We start from the raw sequence: 23,094 nt of genomic DNA on the forward strand, positions 1-23,094 counted from the left end.
AATACGTCTCTAAACAGAATTTTTTTCTGTTTAGAGACTTTTTTATTTTCCGGGAAATTATAATCTTTAGGGATTATTAAAGCTAGTTAATATATTTATATTCATGGGATTGAGAACTATAAATAATTTCAATACGAGAGGTAGGATAAAACTATGACTAAAAAAACTTTTTACATTACTACACCAATTTATTATCCATCAGCAAAACTACACATCGGTAATACCTATACAACTGTTGCGGCGGATGCAATTGCTAGATTTAAGAGACTTACAGGCTATGATGTAATGTTTTTAACGGGAACAGATGAGCATGGTCAAAAGATTCAAAGAATAGCCGCGGAAAAAGGGGTCACTCCAAAACAGTATGTAGATAAAGTAGTAGCGGGCATACAAGAATTGTGGGAGCTTATGGACATAAGCTATGATAAGTTTATAAGGACTACAGATGAGTATCATAAGAAGTCTGTTCAAAAGTTATTTAAGCAGCTATATGATCAAGGTGACATATATAAAAGTGCATATGAAGGATGGTACTGCACTCCCTGTGAATCTTTCTGGACAGAAACTCAGGCAGTAGATGGGAAATGCCCTGATTGTGGGAGGCCTGTGGAGAAAGCAAAGGAGGAAGCGTATTTTTTCAAAATGTCAAAATATGCTGACAGACTTATAGAATATATAGAGACCCATCCAGGGTTTATTCAACCAGAATCAAGAAAAAATGAAATGTTAAATAACTTCTTAAGACCAGGGCTTCAAGATTTATGTGTTTCAAGAACAACCTTTGACTGGGGAATACCGGTAGAATTTGATCCAGGCCACGTTATATATGTATGGGTAGATGCTTTATCAAACTATATAACAGCCCTTGGATATAATGGCGAAGATACATCTTTTTATGAGAAATTCTGGCCGGCGGATGTACACTTAATAGGTAAAGATATATTAAGGTTCCATACAATTTATTGGCCAATTATGCTAATGGCATTAGACCTACCGCTTCCAAAACAAGTATTTGGCCATGGCTGGCTTCTTGTTGACGGTGGAGTAAGAATGGCTAAATCCAGAGGAAATGTAGTGGATCCGGTAACACTAGTGAATCATTTTGGAGTGGATGCAGTAAGATATTATCTACTTCATGAAATACCATTTGGTTCAGATGGAATATTTACTAGTGAAATATTCATAAGGAAAACAAATTCAGACTTAGCTAATGATTTAGGAAACTTATTATCAAGAACAGTAACAATGGTAGAAAAGTATTTTGACGGCGTTATTCCAGCACCATCAGAAAAAGCTGATGTTGATAATGAACTAATAGAACTAGCGCTTGCAGTTCCAGATAAGGTAGAGAAAGCGATAGGAGATTTGAAAATTTCTGAAGCATTGGACCATGCTTGGACACTTATTAGACGGACTAATAAATATATAGATGAAACAACCCCATGGATACTTGGAAAAGATGAATCGCAAAAGGGAAGACTGGGTACAGTATTGTACAATTTAGTGGAATCATTAAGAATGACATCAGTATTGATATCGGCGTTTTTACCAACTACAAGTAAGAAAATAAATGCTCAAATAAATGCAGAAATAACTACATGGGACAGCTTGGCATCCTTCGATGGAACAAGTGCAGGAACAAAAGTTAATAAAAGTGATATAATGTTCCCAAGAATAGATGTAGAAGCTAAAATAGAGGAGCTTGATGCACTTGTAGAAGCACAAAGAAAAGCGGCGCAAAAGCCTACTATGGAGAAATTAAAAGAAGAAATTACTATAGAAGATTTCGACAAGATAGATATGAGAGTGGTTAAAGTATTAGAGTGCGAGCCAATGAAAAAAGCTAAAAAGCTTCTTAAGCTAAAAGTAGATTTAGGTGGAGAAGTAAGACAAGTAATTTCAGGAATAGCTCAGCACTATAAGCCAGAAGAACTAATTGGAAAGTACGTAGTATTAGTAGCTAATTTAAAGCCTGTTACTTTAAGGGGAGAATTATCACAGGGGATGATAATTTCAGCAGCTACAGAAGACGATAGCAAGCTATTTGCAATATCGGTGCCGGGTGAATTACCTACTGGAAGTACAGTAAGGTAATTTGAGTTTAGAAAGCATGAAGTGCTAGTAAATTAGACTTCATGCTTTTGCATTTGAATGTGCCTTATTTAGGGTACATCGACCTATTGAACTTTAATAAGGATAGATTTATAATTAGTTGTTATAAATACTACTAAGAATTACAAGGAGGTAAATAATATGAAATTTATTATAGGTTCTTTAATCGGAGCTGTTATCGGGTATATAACCAATTGGTTAGCTATAAAGATGTTGTTTAGACCTCACAATGAGATTAGACTTTTTAAATTTAAAGTTCCATTTACTCCAGGTCTTATACCAAAAGAAAAATCTAGAATTGCTAAAAGTGTGGGTGAGTCTATAGGCCAACATCTTTTGACAAAGGAAACAATTATGGAGTCTTTATGCAGTGAAGATATGAATCAGCAATTGGATTCTTGGGTGAAAAGTAAGGTGTCTGCTATGGGGAATAGCGAGAATGTAGTAGAAGATGAGATAAGATCCCTATTAGGCGATGAATATTGTGCTTTTTTGCAGAATACTAACACTAATCTTTCTAAATTACTTATAGAGTATATAAATGAAGAAGATGTTAAACAAGGTATTGCTAAATATGCATATGCACAAATAATGCTAGAACTAAAGGTTAAACCACAAACCATTTGTGAAAGTGAATTATATAATTCAATAAAAAATAAAGCGTTAAACATGGTTATTGAGTATAAAAATTCGGAAGAATTTTATAAGGAAATTCAAAAAATATTAAAAGATAAGGTAGCTCAGTTAGTGGTTTTAGACAAGAATTTTGAGGAAGTTATACCTAGTAAGATGATAAGCAATTTAAAAGTGTATGTTTATGGGAAAAGATATAATATTGCCATGGAAATAAAAAAAACAATGAAAGAAGAAAAAAACAGTCAGAAATTAAGAAAAATTGTAGGGGAAACAATAAGTACTAAACTAAGCCCCATGATAGCAATGTTTATGAATGTGGATAGTGTTTATGAAAAAGTTGCAATTGGGATAGACGAATTCTTAGATGATACGAAAAATCATAATGATATTGCCTTAATTATTAATGATATAATAGACAAGTTGCTCAAAAATTCAATATCTACTGTGCTTTCTGAATTACCAGGAGAAGGGATAGACGACGGTATAGAGCCTTTGATTAATTTATTTACAACAAAGGTTATAGATGAAAAATTTATTAGTGACACTTTTGATAAGTTAGAGGGTAAATTTAACAAGTACATGTCTATTGAGGAGTTGCTCGAAAAAATAGGCATAGATTATAAAAATGAAATAGAAAAATTTATAAAAAGTCGAATAGAAGCTATGGCAAAAAGCAATTCTGCAAAAATAAAAATTACAGAAATAGTATCTGTAATGATTAATAGATTCTTACATATGGGAACTAAATCAATATTTAATGGAAAGGGGGATAAAATACCCCAATCTGTTTCCAAAGTAGCTCTTGAGCTATACAATAAATTCGTAGAGAATAAGTCTGCTGACGTAATTGAAGTGTTGAATGTAGCTAAGATAGTTGAAGACAAAATCAATGAATTTGATGTAGCTTTTTCAGAGAAAATTATATTAGACATTGCTAGCAAAGAGTTAAGAGCTATAACTTGGCTCGGAGCACTGCTAGGCGCAATTATGGGGTTATTATCACCTGTATTAGGGTCGCTTTAGTACATTACTAATTAATAGGTAAAAGTCACTTTCGTCGTAAAGTGGCTTTTATTTATTTTAACTAAATTGTCGATTATACAATTTTGCAAATAGTTGAATATTAGTGATATAATATCAAACAGACATTTGAATTATATTAAAGAATTTATTATTACATAGAAAGGATGGTGAAAACTGTAATTAAACTTTTGAAATTAACGGGTTTAACGACAGTATAGATTATGATATTTGATTCACATGCACATTATGATGATGAGGCCTTTAATGGAGATAGAGAAGAAGTAATAAAGGGGTTAAACGATAAAGGAGTAATAGGGGTTTTAAACTGCGGTGCATCACTTGACGGTGCAAGAATGTCAGTAGAGTTATCGAATAAATATGATTTTATATACTCGGCGGTAGGAATACATCCTGAATATGCAAATATTGTTAATGAGGAAATTATTGAAGAATTAAGGAATTTAACACATTATCCAAAGGTTAGAGCTATAGGAGAAATAGGATTAGATTATTATTACGACGAAAACCCGGATAGAGAAATTCAAAAAGCGGCTTTTAAACTTCAAATGGAGCTTGCAAAAGAACTTGGATTACCAGTGGTTATTCATGATAGGGACGCCCATAAAGATACGTTAGATATATTAAAGAAATTTCCGGAAGTAGTAGGGGTAGTTCACTGTTTTTCAGGAAGTGTTGAATTTGCTAAGGAGTGTTTAAAATTAGGGTATTATATAGGCTTCACTGGTGTTATAACCTTTAAAAATGCAAAGAAAACGGCAGAGATTGCAAGGATCGTACCAATGGACAGGATACTAGTGGAAACGGATTGTCCATACATGGCGCCTGTACCACATAGAGGGAAAAGAAACCAATCGGATTATATTCAGTACATAATAGAAAAAATATCAGAAGTTAAGGGTAAAACCATAGGAGAAATTGAAAATGCAACAATATATAATATAAAACAATTGCTAAAAATTTACAAATAGTGTAGAATGGTTATTAATACAATTAGTGTGATAATTTTACACAGAATTGTTGGTAATTAAAATTAAATTTCCAACATATGATTTTAATGGTGAATATTAATTTGCCGGGTTACCCTCAAGAATGGGCTAGTTGAGATGGTTTAAGAATATAATTATATGCAAAAAGATGCATTAAAAGTCGAAACTAAGAATAATTGGGTCGAAATTTGACATATTTAATGCTTCAAGGTATAATACCCAAGTATTCTTGACTAAGGGAGGGAATTTATATGATAAAAAACGCGAAAAATAATTTTAAGAACTATTTTTCAAATGGTCCCAAGACATTTTTTGTAGTAATGCTATTATTAACATGCATTTCAGTTACTATGTTTAACATGAAAAAAGCTATATCTGTTATTGTAGATGGAAAGTCTATAGAAGTTATAACTTTAAAAAGTAATGTTACTCAAATACTAAAAAGTAACAATATAGCATTAGGGTCAAAAGACCAAATAACAGTTAGTTTAGACAGTAAAGTAAAAGACGGAGATAAAATATATATAAAAAAAGCTGTAAATGTCAAAGTAACAGTTGATGGGAAAGAGTTAAATATACAAACTGCTGAAAAAACGGTAGAAGATATGCTAAAAGCAGAAAAAATTGTATTAGGTGATGAAGACAAGATTACCCCATTAAAAAGTGATTCGCTAAAATCAGGTCTCGCAGTAAGGGTAACAAGAGTAAACACTGAGAATGTGAAGGAAACTAAAGCAGTTAAATTTGCAACCGAAATTAAAAGCAGCGATGAACTAAATAAAGGTGTAAAGAAAGTTATTCAAAAAGGCATAACTGGTCAGAAGGTTATAACTTCAGCTGTTGTTTATGAAAATGGCAAAGAAGTATCTAGAAAATTAGTTAATGAAGAATTTAAAGCACAGCCCGTTAAGGAAATAATTGCATTAGGTACTACTAGTGTATATACACCATCCCGTGGAGGCGATATTAGTTATACTAGGAAACTGAAGGTTAGGGCAACAGCATATACTGCTGATTATAGTTGCACTGGTAAGAGTGCGGGCGACCCTGACTTTGGTATAACTAGCACAGGGGTGAGGGCGAAAAGAAACTCAGAGGGATATAGTACTATAGCCGTTGATCCTAGCGTTATTCCATTAGGAAGCAAGATTTACGTAGAAGGGTACGGATATGGTATTGCAGAAGATATAGGTGGAGCTATAAAGGGTAATCATATAGATTTGTATTACGACTCCAGTGATGAAATGTGGGGTTGGGGAGCACGAAATGTAAGTATTTATATTGTTAAATAGGAGCGCAAGCTCCTTTTTTTGTTTTATAGTTCACTATTAATAAGTAAAATGGTATTATAGATACAGCAATAAAAAGAAATACTAAGGGATGTTTTTATTTTTTATGATTATATAATAAGGAAAATGCCTTAGTTTATCATAGCAGGTCGATAACCACATAATAAGTGGTGCCCTGCGGTATGAAGAATTAGGAGGACAATATGATTAAAGAAGTGATAGTAGTTGAGGGAAGAGATGATATCACAGCAGTTAAAAGAGCGGTAGACGCTGAACTAATTTCTGTAGGAGGCTTTGGAATCAACGAAAAGGTAATTAGTAAAATAAGGGAAGCGCAAAAGCGAAAAGGGGTAATAGTATTTACAGACCCAGACTTTGCTGGAGAAAAAATAAGAAAGATTATTACCAAAAGAGTAGCAAATGTAAAACATGCGTACATATCTCAAAAGGAAGGTACTAAGGACGGAGATATAGGTGTTGAAAATGCATCACCTGAAACAATATTAAGGGCTCTCGAAACTGCAAAATTTGAAGTCCAAGAGAAAAGAGAAGAGTTTGACGTGCAAGATATGATATTTTTCAAGTTAACAGCAGATATTAGAGCTAAGGAAAGACGCCATGCGCTCGGAAACGAATTAGGTATAGGATACGGTAATTCGGCGCAATTTATAACTAGGTTAAACAATTATGGAATTATAAAAGAAGAATTTATAAATGCTGTACAAAAAATAAACAAGGAGATGAATTATGGCAGATTTGACGATTAGTGAGGTTAGTAAAAAATATGAATTTAGATTCAAAAAAGGTTTAGGCCAAAACTTTTTAATAGATGACTCTGTGCTAGACGATGTTGTAGAGGGGGCAGAAGTTAATGAAGAAGATTTTATAATCGAAATAGGACCAGGATTTGGTACATTAACTAGAGCACTTTTAAGGAGAGCTAAAAGAGTTTGTGCTATAGAGCTAGACGAAAAACTTTTACCGATTTTGCAAGATGAATTAAAAGAGTTCGATAATTTTGAGCTTATACATAATGATGCTTTAAAAGTGGATTTTAATGAACTAATTAAGGATGAAAAATCTGTAAAATTAGTTGCTAATTTACCATATTACTTAACAACACCAATAATTGTTAACTTACTTACTGGGGGTTATAATTTTAAATCTTTAACTATAATGATACAAAAGGAAGTTGCGCAGAGGATAGATTCAGAGCCAAATTGCAAAGCTTACGGAGCCTTTTCAATATTAGTTCAGTACTACTGTGACACGAAAATACTTCGGCTCGTGCCGCCTTCAGCATTTTTGCCGCAGCCTAAAGTAGAATCTATGGTTATAAGATTAGATAGATTAAAAGAGCCTAAAGTTAAGGTGAAGGATGAAGAATTATTCTTCTCTATAGTCAGAAAATCTTTTAATATGAGAAGGAAAATCTTATGGAATTCTGTTAAAGATATAGGAATTCCTAAAGAAGATTTACTAAAATGTTTTGAAAGAGCAAACATTGATCCTAAGAGGAGAGGCGAGACTTTATCACTGCAAGAGTTTGCAACGCTTTCGGATGAAATAGGACTTGTAAAATAAATTCCTATATAGTGTTCATTTTTTATAATATGGTTCATATATTATAATGAATAAGTTTTATATGGAGGTAAATGCAGGTGACACCTAAAAAAAATTATAGTAGGTACTTTATTATATTACAAGAAGATGAAAAAGGCTATTCATTAGAAGCTGACAAGATTCCATCTGGATATGCAAAGCTTGAGATGAAAAACAGTAAATGTAAGGTTTCATACTACGTGCAAAACCTAAGGAAGGAAAAACAACCTTATTACATGATTTTAATATGCGGCAAAAAAGATGTAAACAAAATTATAAAAGTTGGTAAATTGAACATAGACGATCACGGTAGGGTAGACATTTCCCATGAATATGATATGGACAATATAGCGGATACCGGCATTTCTGCTGAAAAAATTATTGGAGCTGCAATTGTAAAATTCTTAGATGTTAATGTGATTTCAATAATGAGTGGATTTTCAACAACAGATAAACCAAATGAGTGGAAAAACTATAAACTAGCGGATTGTAATAAGGATAAGAAGGAAACTAGAGCAGATGATATAAGTAATGAATTTGATGAATATGAACAAAGCATTGAATTAATTAAAGTGAAAAATGCTGACGTAGTCGAACATTTAGAAGCTCAGGAGAAGGTAGATGGAGCAGCGGACACAAAAGTAGACACAAAGAAAAGAGGCAATGCCGAAGATATTGGACCTCTAGACGCTCAAGATAAAGTAGCTGATGAAGTAGTCGAACATTTAGAGACTCATGAGAAGGTGGATGAAGCAGCGGATACAAAAGTAGACACAAAGAAAAGAGGTAATATCGAAGATCTTGGATCTTTAGAAGCTCAAGATAAAGTAGCTGATGAAGTAGTCGAACATTTAGAGACTCATGAGAAGGTGGATGAAGCAGCGGATACAAAAGTAGAAACAATGAAAAGAGGTAATACCGAAGATCTTGGACCTTTAGAAGCTCAAGATAAAGTCGATAAAGTAGACAAGGTAGATACTACGCAAAGAATTAATATTGAAGATGTTGAGATTTCAGATAAACTAAAGGGAAAAAATGAAGTTAAGAAACTTGAAGATGATTTTGATGTAAATAGAGATAAGGATAAAAAGCAACATAAAGAAGATAAAAAAGATGAGTGTAATTATAAGGAGAAAAATTCTTCAAAAGAGGAATATCCTAAAGGCGCTATGGGAGAATTCTTCAAGGCAGTAGCGCAAGATTTTGATGAAGTACCTGATTTTTCTAATGAAATTAAATGGTGCAAATGGTATAAGGTACCGGTTAGTAATTTAGAGAATATGTATGATTTGAGTGACTATAACAAATATACAATAGCATATTATCCTATGATTTCGTATTATCCGTATATTAGAAACTATAAATCTTTTATGTTAGGATATAAATGTGACTCAAGTGGGAAAATGAAATATATTGTTTATGGAATACCGGGAAGTAGAGCTAAAACTCATCAACCTTATGGAGGGAAAACTGGTTTTGTAAGTTGGATTTCAGATAAGGAGAATGATGAAATGGGATATTGGCTGATGTTTTATGATTTTAAAAATTCTACAATTGTTGTACCTTTAAAAAAATAATATATGTAGAATTAAATGTGTGGCTAAATAATTTAGTCGCACATTTAATTTTTTAATATTCTTTTAATGTATATCATATAGTATATTAACATTAATATGTGGAGGGGTACAGTGAAGGTTATACTTATAAACAGAAAAAAAGTTGGAATTATAGTAATAATCCTCGGACTGATGATCACGCTTTTGGGGATATCAAAACAATTTGATGACAAGCTAAAAGCTACTATTCTTGTGGAGAATGATATTAAATTACTTAATGATTATACAGCTATAGACGGAAAGGTAAGTTACAAATTGCCGGTTGGATGGACGACTAAAGAAAAAAAATTTTCTGGTGGTGAGATTATGTATCATAACGATTTTCAATCAAATGATGCAGTTATTCATGGCTTTGTAGAAGTTTGGAAAGGTAAACAGGACTTAAAAGCATTTTTAGATAGTAGCAAGGAGATATCACAGAAGCAAAATGCGATTAGAAATTATAAAATAGATGACACTATTATAAATGGGAAAAAGACATACTTAGTGAAATACTTAATTAATGTAAGCGATAATAATTGGTACAAGGCCTATGAATATTTTATTGATGATGGAAAAGAGTTTTATAGAATTTCTTTTTTTACAAGAAATGTTAATTTTAAAGAGACTTATGGAGCTATTTTTGAAAGTATAGTTGAGACTTTGAAAGTTCGATAGGATGGATTAGACATCTCTCCGAATGTCGTATGAAATTAATTAGAGTTGCTTAAAACTTTTTAAAGTATTATAATTTATTTAATGATATCTAAAAGACCGTCCATTACCATATTGTGAGTCATTAAGTCATCACCTGCGGAGCTGTTGCAGCACTGAAGGTGATGATTTAACGAGTCATGAGCTAAGAGGATCAATTATGATTCTCTTAGTATTTTATTGTGCTAAGCAGCTTAAATAAAGGGAATAAAAAGGAGATGAATTTTAAAATAACAAAAGAAACTTTGTGGAAATAATATTTGAGAGTTAGGATAACAATATATAATTGTTATTTCCTGCAGAGATTAGCTAGGGGGATAACAAATGATTAAAAATAAAAGCAAACTAATTATATTTTGTTTTATAATTATAACTTCATTTATATTTACTGGATGTAAAAGCTTTGATGTAATTAAAGTAAAGCTTGGAGTGAAAAATGTTGATTTTGATTATATTGAGCAGGGGAGAATTAAAAAAATAATAATACAAAGTACTAGAGATAAAAGCTTTAGATTTGTGGTTACGGATGAAATAGCTATAAAAGATTTACATAAAATTTTATCGTCAGCTAAGGAAGTTAATGAAAAATCAACACTAGAGGCTGATTATATTTTTGAAATGTATGAAGGTGTCGATAAAGTCCATAAATTTAGTTATATAGCGGGACTTGATAAAAAAGATGGAGCTAATTTATATAGTGCAGATAAAAGTTATATTGTATCTAAAAGGATTGACAATGATATCATAGAAAACTTTTGGAATATTAGAAAGCCTATAGATTTTGAAACTGTATATTATGATTCGATTTTGAAGGTATTAGATAAGTATATAAAGGATGATGATAAAAGCAAAAAAATATTTGTCGATATAAGTGAAGATAATGAAGTGGCTAAATTTATATTATCAACTGATTTAGAATCATTTAAAAGTAAGCTATTAAATGATTTTAATGCACTATTGGTAAAAGATAAAAATACAGGATATGATGAGTTAGTAAGTGTTAAAACGGAAGGATACAAATCCACTATATACAAATCTTCTGTGACGATTAAGAATAAAGCGAATGAGAAGGAAAAGAAATATTACGTAGTAGCGAAATATGATAAAGGATGGAATATTGAAATTTTTGAAGATGAAAAACCTAAAGGATTTTAATAATATTGCAAAAAATAATAAAAAACTGTATTTAAAAATAAATGCAGTTTTTATTATTAAACTTAATTAGAGAAAATTTATCATTGTATCGTTAAGCATATTAGTAGGAGCATCAATATTTAAATCAATAGTATCTCCTATTTTTGAATTTTTAGGTAAGCGGGAAACACTTACGTTTATACTAGTTCCATTTAAAAAATTTATAAAAGCATCAGTATTGCTCATATCTATTATTTTACCAAACATTATAAAACCATCCTTTCATAATATATAAACTATATTTATTATAGTTTTAGCAAAGAACACTATTATATTCATGAAAGTGATAATGTTTTTATGTATAATATGAACAAATGGACTTGCGTGCGAGAGAGTATGATTTATATTATCCATAAACTAAGAAACACCTATCACAAAGTGATAGGTGTTTTTTCTATAATTAATTTATATTATAGATTAGATTTTGAATTATAATCTAGTAACGTTTGAAGCTTGAGGGCCTCTAGCGCCAGTAGTTATTTCGAATTGAACTTGTTGTCCTTCTTCTAAAGATTTATATCCGTCTCCTTGAATAGCTGAAAAATGTACGAATACATCCTCTTCTCCTTCTACGGATAAGAAACCAAACCCTTTTTCTGAATTAAACCATTTAACTGTACCTGTTTTCATATAACTTTCCTCCTGAATAAAAAAATTTGTAACATTTGTAACATAACTATTATGATACTACACTTTGGTGAATTTTTAAATAGTTTTTTGAAAATAATAATATTATCTATGTATTTATACTATTTTTTTACTAAAATGTATCTAAACACAACTTATATTATAATATCATAGCTATTTATAAAAATATATTCACCTACAACACTTTATTATTTATAATAGGTTTTAATCTAAATTGTATATATAGTTTGGCTTTTAATATGTTTTTTATACTATTTTATTTTTAAAGTTTTTATCAGGATGATATTATCAAAATTGAGCGGGTAGGTTAACTAATTATGTTAATAAGGCGATAACTATAAAAAATCAAAGGATATCGAGGTAACTAAAAATTAATTGGCTGTATTATATGATAGAAGTTAATTTAGAAATTGATATAAATTTTTTACTAGAGTATAATAAGCAAAGTAAAAGATACTGTGTTCGGAGGGGTCAAAATATGCTACATGTTGTCAAAAGAGATGGACGAGAGGTTCAATTCAATTCAATTAAAATTACAAATGCCATAAAGGGAGCGATGGATGAAATCGCTTTTAATTTAAAAGAAAGTGAAGTTATAGAGCTAACTCAAAAGGTCATAGAAAAAATTGAGGATTTGCAGAAACAGCAACTAACTGTTGAAGAAATACAGAATATTGTTGAAGGTACGCTTTTAGAAAATGGTCATAAGGTTATTGGAGTAGCTTTTTCTAATTACAGACGTGAACGTAACAAGATTAGAGAAATAAAATCAGACCTTATGAAAGCTATAGAAAAAATAGGAGTAGAGACAGATAGAGATAATGCTAATGTTGGTAATAACTTTAGTTCTAAGTTACTTAGAATTGCTAGCGAATCAAACAAATGGCATAATTTATCTATGATGCCTAAGCATTTATCAAAAGCACATGAAAATGGTGACGTATATTACCATGATCTAGATAGCTATAATTTAACTGTAAATTGTTTGCATATACCAACAAGAGAAGTATTAGAAAGAGGGTTTAATACAGGATACGGATATATAAGAAAAGCAAAAAGGATAGAGTCTGCAGCAGAACTTTCATGCATTTTACTTCAATCAACGCAGAATGATATGTTTGGAGGTCAATCACATCCCGATTTTGACAATGACATGGCGGCATTCATAGAATATACAAGGCAAGAAATTAGACAAGAAATTAGAGAACTTGGTGTAGATGAGCACAAAATTTGCGAATTTGCGGAACGTAAATTAAGAAGAGCTGTAGAACAATCTATGCAGGGCATAGTATATAACCTAAACACAATGCATAGCAGAGCTGGATCACAAGTGCCTTTTAGTTCGATGAATATTGGAGTGCCGGAATCTAAAGACGCAGCACTCGTATGTGAAATATTTTTAATTGAATACGAAAAAGGACTTGGAAAAGGGGAACAACCTGTATTTCCAAACATAATTTTTAGGGTTAAAAAAGGGGTCAATAGAGAAAAGACTGACCCATATCACTACTTATATAAGCTTGCTTGTCGCGTTGCTAGTAGGAGAATGAATCCTACCTTTATGAACTTGGATGCTGATTTTAATAAATTCTACTATGATCAAGGGATTACTCCGGCTACCATGGGATGCCGTACTTATATTTGCTCTAATGCAAATGGAGAGGCAGGAACAAAAGGGAGAGGAAATATTGCTCCAGTAACTTTAAATCTTCCTAGACTTGGTATATTAGCGAAGGGAGAGGTAGATAAGTTTTACAAATTACTTGATAGTAAGTTAGAACTTTCTAGAGAAGCACTTATGCATAGATATGATGTTTTAAAAAAATTAAGAGTTAAGGATCTACCTTTTGTAGCAGGGCAAGGTCTTATGGTAGGTAGTGAAGGGTTATTACCTGAGGATTCCATAGAACCTATTTTAAAAAATGGATCATGGGGTATTGGTTTTATAGGGCTTGCAGAAACGGTAGCGTCGCTAACTGGAAAACATCATGGAGAATGTGCAGACTCCAGAAAATTAGGGGTTGAAATAATATCTTATATAAGGAATTATACTGACAAGCTGATAGATGAAACTAAGCTTAATTGGAGTGCTTATGCTACGCCGGCTGAAGGATTAAGTGGTAGATTTATACTTCAAGACAAGGCTGTATTTGGTGAAATACCAGGGGTTACTGATAAAGAATATTATACAAATAGTTATCATATTCCAGTAGGGTATCCAATATCAATTAAGGAAAAAATAGATATCGAGGCGCCTTATCATAAATTATGTAATGGTGGACATATTAGTTATATAGAACTTGACGATTATCCAACAGAAGAAATTATAATGGACATATTAGATTATGCATATAAGCAAACGAACATTAGTTATATGGGCATAAATTTCCATATAAGATATTGTAAAGACTGTGGAACATATCTCCAAAGTGGAGCACATAAATGTAGCAAATGTGGAAGTAGTAATATACAAGGGATTTCAAGAGTAACAGGTTACTTAAGTTTGGATGAGAGATTTGGTAACGGGAAGACAGCAGAGAGAGCAGATAGAATATCTCATACTGCGGGTCATGTATCTACATATTAAAAATTGACTAAGTACGATGAAAATGATGGGCAATTGTATTAAACAATTGCCCATCATTTTCATATGATTATTTTATAAAAGGTGGTGGATTGAATGAAACTTCAAATAGGCGGATTTCTAGATAATTCATTAGTTAATGGAGATGGACTTAGGTCTGTAATTTTTGTGTCTGGATGCATGCATAACTGTAAAAGTTGCCAAAATGAATTTATGCAAGATTTTAATTATGGGGATTCTATTTCAATAGATGATATTGCACAAAAAATAGAGAATAATATGCCTATAATAAAAGGGGTTACCTTTTCAGGAGGAGAACCTTTTGAGAGTGCGATAGCTTTAACGAAACTATCAGAGAAATTAAAGGGCCAGGGATTAAATATTTGGTGTTATAGTGGATACACTTTCGAAGAACTAATGCATAGCGGAGATAGTGACAAACTAGGGCTATTAAGTTGTATTGATGTACTTATTGATGGCAAATTTGATAAAGAATTAAAGGAAGGCGCTAGTAAGTATACTGGATCATCTAATCAGAGAATCATTGATGTTAAAAAAAGTATTTTAGAAAATCAAATTGTATAATGGAATAAGCGAATATAAAATTCATTATTAATATTTTGATCCAATGTGAAATAAAAAAGGAAAGCCCACCACTTATTTAAAAATGGTAGGCTTTTCTTCTAAATATAGTTTAATATTTTGACAGACATGGATTCTTTTATTTCATCGTTAACCACTAAAGTATTACTATCTATCTTTGAGGCGTTTTTCATATGCATAAGATATGTTTCTACTCCCTCTAATGGAAGAGATAGTTGTGAAGTTTTATAGTGCATAGGTATAACTATTTTGGGGTTTATTTTTTTAGTAACTTCCGACGCTTCCTTGCCATCAATTGTATAATTACCCCCTACTGGGATAAACAATATATCTACATCTCCAAGGGAGGATATATCATCATTTGAAAGAGTGTGGCCTAGATCTCCTAAATGACATAAGGAATACCCATCCATTCTAAAGGTGAATATTATGTTATCGCCCCGTTTTGCACCTTTATTTTTGTCGTGATAAGAAGGGGTACCTTTTATAGATATATCATGTAAAGTGGAAATACCAATTTTATCTATGATTTTATAATTGCCAGTTAGCTCTTTGATATAATTATGATCAAAATGTTGATGACTTATAGTTACAATATCTGGACTACCTTTATAAATATCATACCCTAAAGTATTGTCAAATGGATCTGTTAAAAGCTTCACACCTTTTGAATCTTCCAAAAGAAAGCATGAATGACCTAACCAAGTTATTTTCATGTAAATTCTCCTTTTGTTAAATGGTTTCTCTTTGTTATGGTATGTGACTCCCACTTATAGAAGTGGGAGTCTTTCCTTCTGAAATGCCTTTAAAATTAATATATTGTGTAGTAAAAGAACATTTTATACGGTCATTTCATGACTCACAATATATAATTTTGATTTTTATTAAATATCTAATAAATTCTTTTTATAGTTAGAATAATAATGTCTAAGCTCTTCCATTTGTGCATCTAATTGTATTTGTAATGATGAAAGTTCTTCATAGTTTTCAAGTTTAGAGGCTTCTTTTATTTTAGTAAATAGGCTTTTCTTAGAATAAGTATCCTTCATAAGAGAATGTCTAAGGTCATTAATTTTTTGCCAATTTGCTAAATCTAAATCTAAAGCTTTTTCAGCAGTGTGAATCATTTCAGATTTTCGAATCTCTTCTGCATAATTATTTAATAACCTATTATTTATTTCAGTAACCCATCTACTGGTTATTGCCATTTTAAAGCTATTTATTATGCTAGTAGTAAATACATTGGAAGTCGTAAGAACCTTAAGCTTTTCAGGATATTCTTCTAATGTACGAACATTTTCATAAACAGTTTTTGGTGCTTTTCCAAAATATTTTGCGCGCTCTTCTTCTGTATAGAATTCGAATACATCTTCTTCACTTCTGTAAGCTCTATCTTTTTCTAAATAATCGCTGTCGTCTCCTGGTGCTTTAGATAATTCTTTCAAAAGGTCATCTTCAGATTTATTGTTTTCGATGGCATATACAATCCCATCGAGCATTGTCATATATAGGGTAGATAAAGCTAAATAGGCATTAGTATGTGGACATGGAGATCTAAGCTCAAATCTTGTAGCAAGTGGATTATCAAGGTCTCTTATTAAGGCTAAAAGTATAGATCTGTTTCTCGATGGAATATCTACACTGTGACCAAGTGAAGTTACTATGCAAATAGGAGCTTCAAAACCAACTTTTAATCTTCTTAAAGAATCATTTGTTGAAGAAACAAATGGATTTATTACTTCATAATTTTTAAGTACGCCCATCACGGAAGCATAACCTAAAGTGCTTAAAAAATGTTTTTTATTTGAATTGAATAAGTTAACTCTCTTTCCATTTTTTAATCTTACAGCGACCCCAACATGAATATGTTCACCGCTTCCAGCCACATCATGTACAGGTTTTGCTAAAAAATTAACATCTAGACCGTTAAGTCTGAAGGTTTCCTTTACTAAATTTCTGATAAATAGCTCATTATCTGCACATTGTAGAGCATTTGAAAACTTCCAATCTATTTCAAGTTGTTCCATAATATGTGTTAGAGTACCAGCTTCACCTATTTGAGCTTTTACCCCACCAACTTCTTTATGGCCCATTTCAGGTTCGAAACCATACTCTTCCATTAAAAGAAGTGTTTGCTCGAGAGCTGTTCGAACATTTCCTTTAGTTTTACTCCAATATTGCTCTTTTAGTACTTGCGAAGTAGATAGTTCTTCTATATCGGCCTTATCATTAGGTGTTTTTACCCAAAATTCTAACTCAGTAGCAGAAGTGAGCATTAGCTCATCAATATCTTTATATTCAAAATTAAAAGAAGTTAAAGATGATGGATTTTCTTTGAATAAATTAAGAAGGGTTGTTTTAAAACATTCAACGGATCTTTTTAAGATTGATCTTGAATCTACTGGGAGATTATCATGTAATAATATACATGGAATTTTTAATGTACCTATAGGTAATGTTGTTTCAGGGTCAATGTTTTCATAATTGTAGTCGACGTACCAATTACAGTCAAAATCTGCTAGCATGTCTAATTTAGCATTGTTTAGAGTTGCAATACCTGGCAATACTACAGATGAACCATCAGTTTGAATAGCACCGTCCGCGAAGCCACTAATATCATTTAAGAATATTTTCATTGGAATTCTCTCGTCAGTGTCATTACCTGATAAGTCAATACCAACTAGTGAGACGAATTTCACCTCAGGGTGAGCAAGTAAAGTTTCTTTAATTTCTTTTTCAGAATGCTTTTCTTTAGGAATTACATAAATTAATTTTTTCAAAATAATATTCCTCCTTTAAAGTATATAAATTGCTTAAAAGCCACTAAAGTGACTTGATTAACCTTTTTAGAAATAGAATCATGATCTTAGCAGAATACTTGAATTGCCTGTAACAAGGCTACCACATATAGAAGTAGAGAGCTTTTCTTAGAAATACAACAAAATTTTATTTGTAAATAAAATGATTTTATTATGAAAATGCAAGTATGTCAATAAGAAAACATCACAAAACACAATAAATTATAAATCAATGGCGCTGATTTGCAAGTTATTACAAATGAAAAATCATTTATAAATTCAAATCATAACAAAGTTTATTTTTAACTAGTATTATATCACATACATCTATGAAAAGGTGATATTTAAATAATCAAGGTGTTATTGAAGGTTTGTAGAATAGTATTACCAAAATATCAAGATATAGGATTTATAACACAAATTTTAAATTTTAGATATAGACCTCTTTTTTTTCATGGTAAATACAAGAGAATTTAAAAAGAAATTGACAATGAAAATTCATTATAATATAATGATAAGAAGTTCATAGTAATTATTGATTATGGCTAATAAAAAGCTTTGATTAGGAAAAGTATTTAAGCAAGTAACTTACAGAGAATGGGGCAGGTTGAGAACCCATAGTGAAGGTTTAGAGAAAATCACCTAGGAGCTGAGAGCTGAATGTTTAGTAAGCTTATCCGTATTTCTGCGTTAAAGAATAAGGTATTATTGTACTTGAATTTATATGTATTATATAGGTGGTATAACGAATTTAACTTCGTCCTATTTAGGGTGGGGTTTTTTTATATTTAAAAATATTGTAGTACCACAGGTGATGATTTAACGATATTTCAGAAGGAAAGTTCCCCACATACAAATAGTAATTATTAAATAAAATAGGGAAAGGAGTTTTATTATGTATAAGAAAAATGATGCTTCAAAAAGTTTTATGGATATAGAAAAAGATGTGCTTAAGCTTTGGAAAGAAAAAGATATTATTCAAAAGAATTTTGATTTAAATGAGGAAGGAGAGTCCTTTACTTTTTATGATGGTCCACCAACGGCTAATGGAAAACCACATATCGGGCATGTTTTAACAAGAGTTATGAAGGATTTAATTCCAAGATATAAGGTAATGAAGGGATACAATGTTCTTAGAAAAGCTGGGTGGGATACCCACGGATTACCGGTAGAACTTGAAATAGAAAAAAAACTTGGAATTAATGGTAAGCCTGGAATAGAAACTTATGGTGTGGAAAAGTTTGTGAAAGAATGTAAGGACAGTGTTTTTAATTATGTAAATATGTGGGAAGAAATGTCGGATAGGGTAGGATACTGGGTAGATATGGAGAAGCCATATGTAACTTATCACAATGATTATATTGAATCGGTTTGGTGGGCATTAAAGCAAATGTGGGATAAGGATCTATTATACAAAGGTCATAAAGTAATGCCTTATTGTCCAAGATGTGGAACATCTTTATCATCTCATGAAGTGGCTCAAGGATATAAAGATGTAAAAGAAATGTCAGCATATGTGAAATTTAAAGTGAAGGGTGAAGAAAAATTTATACTTGTTTGGACTACAACTCCTTGGACACTTCCAAGTAATGTAGCACTTGCAGTAAACAAAAAATATGATTATGTTGAGGTAATCCAAGAAGGTGAGACTTTAATACTTTCGAGAGATTTATTAAGTAAACTCGTGGGAGAGTATGAGGTAGTACGTGAATTTAAAGGAGAAGCTCTAATAGGCCTTGAATATGAGCAAATGTTTAATTTCTATACTCCAAAAGAAAAAGCTTTCTATGTAGTACACGGAGATTTCGTAACACTCTCAGATGGTACAGGGATAGTCCATATTGCTCCGGCTTATGGTGAAGATGATAATTTGCTTGGTAAAAAATATGATTTACCACTTATTAATTTAGTTGATGTAGAAGGAAAATTTGTAGATTGCGTTGCTCCATGGAAGGGCATTTTTGTTAAAGAGGCTGATGCTAAAATATTAGAATACTTAAAAGAAAACAATATTTTATATAAAGCAGAGAAATTTGAACACTCATACCCACACTGTTGGAGATGTGATACACCACTTTTATATTATCCAAGAGAAAGTTGGTTTGTAAGAATGTCTTCAGTAAGGGACAAACTTATAGATAATAATAATAAAATTAATTGGATGCCAGATAACGTGCGAACAGGTAGAATGGGTAAATTCCTTGAAGGCGTTATAGATTGGAGTATAAGTAGATCTAGATATTGGGGGACTCCACTTCCAATTTGGGAATGTGAATGCGGTCATCGCGAACTTATTGGAAGTATAGCAGAACTTAATGAAAAGGGAATAGATGTGCCAGGAGGAATAGAGCTTCATAAACCATTTATAGATAAGGTAAATTTAAAATGTCCAAAATGTAGCAAATCTATGACTAGAGTAGAAGAAGTTATAGATTGTTGGTTTGACTCAGGATCAATGCCATTTGCGCAACATCACTATCCATTTGAAAATAAAGAAATATTTGAAGCTAATTTCCCAGCTCAATTTATTTCAGAAGCAGTAGATCAAACAAGAGGATGGTTCTATACGTTACTTGCGGTATCTACAGCTGTATTTGATACAAACCCATTTGAAAACTGTATTGTACTAGGGCATGTATTAGATAAAAACGGAATTAAAATGTCTAAGCATAAAGGGAATGTGCTAAGTCCATTTACAGTGCTAGAAAATCAAGGAGCAGATGCTCTAAGATGGTACTTTTATACTGCTAGTGCGCCATGGTTACCTTCAAGATTTTATGAAGGCGCGGTAATTGAAGCACAAAGGAAGTTCATAGGAACTCTTTGGAATGTATATTCATTCTATATTCTATATGCTGAAATAGATAATTTTGACCCAACTAAATATGATAGCTTTGAATCTGAGAATATTATGGACAAATGGATGATGTCAAAATTAAACACATTAGTTAAGAATATAGATGACCATTTGACAAATTATAGAATAACTCAAGGTGCTCTTGAACTCGAAGGTTTTGTAGATGAACTTTCTAATTGGTATGTAAGGCGCAATAGAGCAAGATACTGGGTAGAGTCACTTACAGATGATAAGATAGGCGCTTATATGACATTATATAGAGTTATCACAACTTTTGCCAAAATATCTGCTCCATTTATACCGTTTATAACAGAAGAGTTATATCAAAACTTAGTAGTTGCATTTGACAAAAGTGCACCAGAAAGTATTCACTTATGTGCATGGCCTGAATATAGAGAGGATCAAGTGGATAAAGTATTAGAAGAAGAAATGGATATGGCTTATAAGACTGTTAAATTAGGAAGAAGTGCACGAAATGCTGCTAATATAAAGAATAGACAGCCGCTTTCTAAAATGCTAGTTAGTTCTAAATCTCTTCCGGAATATTATGGAGATATAGTAAAAGAAGAACTTAATATTAAAGAAGTAGAGCTAGGAGCTGATATTTCTAAATATGTTAAATTTGAAATTAAACCAAATTTACCTGTGCTAGGTAAGCCATATGGTAAGCTAATACCAGGAATTAAGAAAGCAATAGGAGCTATGAACCAAATGGAGCTTGCTCAAACTATAAATAACGGGAGCATAGTTACTATAAATGTAGCGGGAACAGAAATAGAACTCAATAGCGAGAAATTACTTGTTACAATGCAAGGGCTTGAAGGCTATGCATTTGCTGGGGAAGGTGAAATGGGAGTAGTCTTAATGACTAACATCACCGAAGAACTTAAAGAAGAAGGAAACGTACGTGAGATCTTAAGCAAGATTCAAAACATGAGAAAAGAAAGTGGTTTTGAAGTTGCTGATAAGATTAGAATTTACGTATCTGGAAATGAAATGCTTCAAAATGTAATTTCGAGATTTGAGGAACAAATCAAACGGGATACTTTATCTGTAGAAGTTGTATATAATGGTGAAAGAGAATATACGACGGTTAAGATAAATGGTGAAGATTTAAAACTAGATTTAGAAAAATTGTAATTAATGATTTAGAAAGTATGTGATATTAAGCACATACTTTCTTTTTTAGTAATAATAATGTGCGGGTACACTTTATGAGATATATTTATAAATATCATTGTAAACTTGATTTAATGGGAACACTATAACTATACTAATAGTAGCAAGTTCATATATAACTTGAAATGACAGGCTTTTATCAGTATAATGATAAGATAAGAAAATAGTAGGAGTTGAGAAATATGGCTGCGTCAATAAAAGATGTTGCAAGAGAAGCGGGAGTTTCTATTGCCACAGTATCCAGAGTTTTAAATGATATAGATGTGGTAAATGAAGACACTAAGAAAAAAGTAAATGATGCTATAAAAAAATTGTCGTATAGGCCTAATATAGTTGCAAGAAGCTTAAAAACTCAAAAATCTAGTACTATAGGGATAATTATACCGGATATATCAAATCAATTTTATCCTGAAATTGTTAGAGGCTGTGAGGATGTAGCTAATATTTATAAATACAACATTATGCTTTGCAACGCGGATTTAGACGTAGATAAAGAAATGGAATCTTTAAGAATACTTAAAGAGAAAATGATAGATGGGGTTATATACATGAGTAATTCCATAGAGAATAATGTTATAGGCTTAATAAAAGAGCTCGAAATGCCGACGGTTCTTGTAGAAACTACAGATGCTGGAGGAATATTACCTAGTGTTACTATTGATAATGTAAGGGCAGCGGCTGATGCGGTAAAATATTTGATAAATAAGGGCAATAAGAAAATTGCATATGTAGGTACTGATATAGAAAAAGTTAATGCGCTAGCTAAAAGGCACACTGGCTATATAAAAGGGCTTGAGGAAATGGGAATAACACTTGATAAAGAGCTAATTTATCTTGGCGGAGTTAAGGCTAGAGATGGGTACAAGGGGATTAATGCGATATTAGATAAAGGTGTCCAAATAGACGCAGTATTCTGTGCTAGTGATGAAATTGCTATGGGAGTAATAAATGCATTAAGAGATAAATCTATTAAAGTTCCGGAGGACATAGATGTTATGGGCTTTGATGATATTTATTCAGCTTCAATATTCTATCCTAAATTGACTACAGTGGCTCAACCAATGTATGACATGGGATCTGTAAGTATGAGAATGCTTATAAAAGCTATAAATAATTTAGAAGTTGAGGAAAAACATTTTGTATTACCATATAGAATAGTGGAGAGAGATTCCTGTAAATAAATATAAGTCTTATTAAAACAAAATAAGTTTTAATAAGACTTTTTACATTATTTTCATGAGCCTTGAATATAC

Annotated in this window: 17 protein-coding genes and 1 other annotated feature; of the genes, 13 read left to right on the top strand and 4 right to left on the bottom strand. The window is 31.7% G+C overall.

Annotated features, from left to right (window positions below; all coding sequences use genetic code 11):
* Positions 1–153: 153 nt before the first annotated feature.
* The 9 genes from metG (at position 154) to ACWJKS_RS00315 (ending at position 11,133) form a co-directional block, all read left to right on the top strand.
* Entirely contained in the window at positions 154–2,094 is a 1,941-nt protein-coding gene (metG, locus tag ACWJKS_RS00275; RefSeq protein WP_462960211.1) for a methionine--tRNA ligase, read from the top strand.
* A gap of 159 nt (positions 2,095–2,253) precedes the next feature.
* Positions 2,254–3,771, top strand: a complete 1,518-nt coding sequence (locus tag ACWJKS_RS00280) for a DUF445 family protein (protein ID WP_220320315.1) — start codon at positions 2,254–2,256, stop codon at positions 3,769–3,771.
* A 221-nt stretch (positions 3,772–3,992) separates the two neighbouring features.
* Positions 3,993–4,760, top strand: coding sequence for a TatD family hydrolase (locus ACWJKS_RS00285; protein WP_220286919.1), 768 nt, complete (start codon positions 3,993–3,995; stop codon positions 4,758–4,760).
* Positions 4,761–5,029: 269 nt separating this feature from the next.
* Entirely contained in the window at positions 5,030–6,070 is a 1,041-nt protein-coding gene (locus ACWJKS_RS00290; protein WP_216303310.1) for a 3D domain-containing protein, read from the top strand.
* Between the two features lie 200 nt (positions 6,071–6,270).
* Entirely contained in the window at positions 6,271–6,834 is a 564-nt protein-coding gene (rnmV, locus tag ACWJKS_RS00295; protein WP_462960212.1) for a ribonuclease M5, read from the top strand.
* Entirely contained in the window at positions 6,815–7,651 is an 837-nt protein-coding gene (rsmA, locus tag ACWJKS_RS00300; protein WP_220286918.1) for a 16S rRNA (adenine(1518)-N(6)/adenine(1519)-N(6))-dimethyltransferase RsmA, read from the top strand. The genes rnmV and rsmA overlap by 20 nt, the downstream gene beginning before the upstream one ends.
* 77 nt (positions 7,652–7,728) lie before the next feature.
* Complete coding sequence (locus ACWJKS_RS00305) at positions 7,729–9,246, top strand: DUF7922 domain-containing protein (RefSeq protein ID WP_462960213.1); 1,518 nt, start codon at positions 7,729–7,731, stop codon at positions 9,244–9,246.
* Positions 9,247–9,357: 111 nt separating this feature from the next.
* Complete coding sequence (locus ACWJKS_RS00310) at positions 9,358–9,942, top strand: hypothetical protein (protein ID WP_220320318.1); 585 nt, start codon at positions 9,358–9,360, stop codon at positions 9,940–9,942.
* 360 nt (positions 9,943–10,302) lie between these two features.
* The gene (locus ACWJKS_RS00315; protein WP_216303314.1) at positions 10,303–11,133 is read left to right on the top strand and encodes a hypothetical protein; all 831 of its coding nucleotides are present in this window, start codon (positions 10,303–10,305) and stop codon (positions 11,131–11,133) included.
* Between the two features lie 66 nt (positions 11,134–11,199).
* Here ACWJKS_RS00315 and ACWJKS_RS00320 read toward each other — a convergent pair whose 3' ends face one another.
* Together ACWJKS_RS00320 and ACWJKS_RS00325 are read right to left on the bottom strand one after the other, a co-directional pair.
* Positions 11,200–11,379 (bottom strand): hypothetical protein, encoded by a 180-nt coding sequence (locus ACWJKS_RS00320; protein WP_165412906.1) that lies wholly within the window; start codon positions 11,377–11,379, stop codon positions 11,200–11,202.
* Positions 11,380–11,601: 222 nt separating this feature from the next.
* Positions 11,602–11,802 carry a cold-shock protein gene (locus ACWJKS_RS00325; protein ID WP_071611001.1) on the bottom strand — a complete coding sequence of 67 codons (201 nt, stop codon included), beginning with the start codon at positions 11,800–11,802 and terminating at the stop codon, positions 11,602–11,604.
* 496 nt (positions 11,803–12,298) lie between these two features.
* Here ACWJKS_RS00325 and nrdD point away from each other — a divergent pair, with 496 nt between their 5' ends.
* Together nrdD and nrdG are read left to right on the top strand one after the other, a co-directional pair.
* The gene (gene nrdD, locus ACWJKS_RS00330; protein ID WP_216303340.1) at positions 12,299–14,407 is read left to right on the top strand and encodes an anaerobic ribonucleoside-triphosphate reductase; all 2,109 of its coding nucleotides are present in this window, start codon (positions 12,299–12,301) and stop codon (positions 14,405–14,407) included.
* A gap of 93 nt (positions 14,408–14,500) precedes the next feature.
* Complete coding sequence (nrdG, locus tag ACWJKS_RS00335) at positions 14,501–14,989, top strand: anaerobic ribonucleoside-triphosphate reductase activating protein (RefSeq protein WP_220286914.1); 489 nt, start codon at positions 14,501–14,503, stop codon at positions 14,987–14,989.
* A gap of 98 nt (positions 14,990–15,087) precedes the next feature.
* On the opposite strand, the gene ACWJKS_RS00340 is transcribed toward nrdG, so the two are convergent.
* A complete protein-coding gene (locus ACWJKS_RS00340; RefSeq protein ID WP_220286913.1) occupies positions 15,088–15,723 on the bottom strand; it encodes an MBL fold metallo-hydrolase in 636 nt (211 codons plus the stop codon).
* A 168-nt stretch (positions 15,724–15,891) separates the two neighbouring features.
* Positions 15,892–17,790: a type I glutamate--ammonia ligase gene (locus tag ACWJKS_RS00345; protein ID WP_216303341.1), complete on the bottom strand. Its 1,899-nt coding sequence runs from the start codon at positions 17,788–17,790 to the stop codon at positions 15,892–15,894.
* 564 nt (positions 17,791–18,354) lie between these two features.
* Positions 18,355–18,573 (top strand) — a binding site (T-box leader).
* 127 nt (positions 18,574–18,700) lie between these two features.
* On the opposite strand from ACWJKS_RS00345, the gene ileS reads away from it, so the two are divergent.
* On the top strand, positions 18,701–21,802 hold the full coding sequence (gene ileS, locus ACWJKS_RS00350; protein WP_462960214.1) for an isoleucine--tRNA ligase: 3,102 nt from the start codon (positions 18,701–18,703) through the stop codon (positions 21,800–21,802).
* 221 nt (positions 21,803–22,023) lie between these two features.
* A complete protein-coding gene (locus ACWJKS_RS00355; protein WP_216303318.1) occupies positions 22,024–23,022 on the top strand; it encodes a LacI family DNA-binding transcriptional regulator in 999 nt (332 codons plus the stop codon).
* The last annotated feature ends 72 nt before the right edge of the window (positions 23,023–23,094 follow it).

This window comes from Clostridium sp. CM038 (assembly GCF_055081105.1).

Coding starts and splice junctions, on each gene's coding strand:
- metG (WP_462960211.1), top strand. CDS start 154: ATGACTAAAAAAACTTTTTACATTACTACACCAATTTATTATCCATCA.
- ACWJKS_RS00280 (WP_220320315.1), top strand. CDS start 2,254: ATGAAATTTATTATAGGTTCTTTAATCGGAGCTGTTATCGGGTATATA.
- ACWJKS_RS00285 (WP_220286919.1), top strand. CDS start 3,993: ATGATATTTGATTCACATGCACATTATGATGATGAGGCCTTTAATGGA.
- ACWJKS_RS00290 (WP_216303310.1), top strand. CDS start 5,030: ATGATAAAAAACGCGAAAAATAATTTTAAGAACTATTTTTCAAATGGT.
- rnmV (WP_462960212.1), top strand. CDS start 6,271: ATGATTAAAGAAGTGATAGTAGTTGAGGGAAGAGATGATATCACAGCA.
- rsmA (WP_220286918.1), top strand. CDS start 6,815: ATGGCAGATTTGACGATTAGTGAGGTTAGTAAAAAATATGAATTTAGA.
- ACWJKS_RS00315 (WP_216303314.1), top strand. CDS start 10,303: ATGATTAAAAATAAAAGCAAACTAATTATATTTTGTTTTATAATTATA.
- ACWJKS_RS00320 (WP_165412906.1), bottom strand. CDS start 11,379: ATGTTTGGTAAAATAATAGATATGAGCAATACTGATGCTTTTATAAAT.
- ACWJKS_RS00325 (WP_071611001.1), bottom strand. CDS start 11,802: ATGAAAACAGGTACAGTTAAATGGTTTAATTCAGAAAAAGGGTTTGGT.
- nrdD (WP_216303340.1), top strand. CDS start 12,299: ATGCTACATGTTGTCAAAAGAGATGGACGAGAGGTTCAATTCAATTCA.
- nrdG (WP_220286914.1), top strand. CDS start 14,501: ATGAAACTTCAAATAGGCGGATTTCTAGATAATTCATTAGTTAATGGA.
- ACWJKS_RS00340 (WP_220286913.1), bottom strand. CDS start 15,723: ATGAAAATAACTTGGTTAGGTCATTCATGCTTTCTTTTGGAAGATTCA.
- ileS (WP_462960214.1), top strand. CDS start 18,701: ATGTATAAGAAAAATGATGCTTCAAAAAGTTTTATGGATATAGAAAAA.
- ACWJKS_RS00355 (WP_216303318.1), top strand. CDS start 22,024: ATGGCTGCGTCAATAAAAGATGTTGCAAGAGAAGCGGGAGTTTCTATT.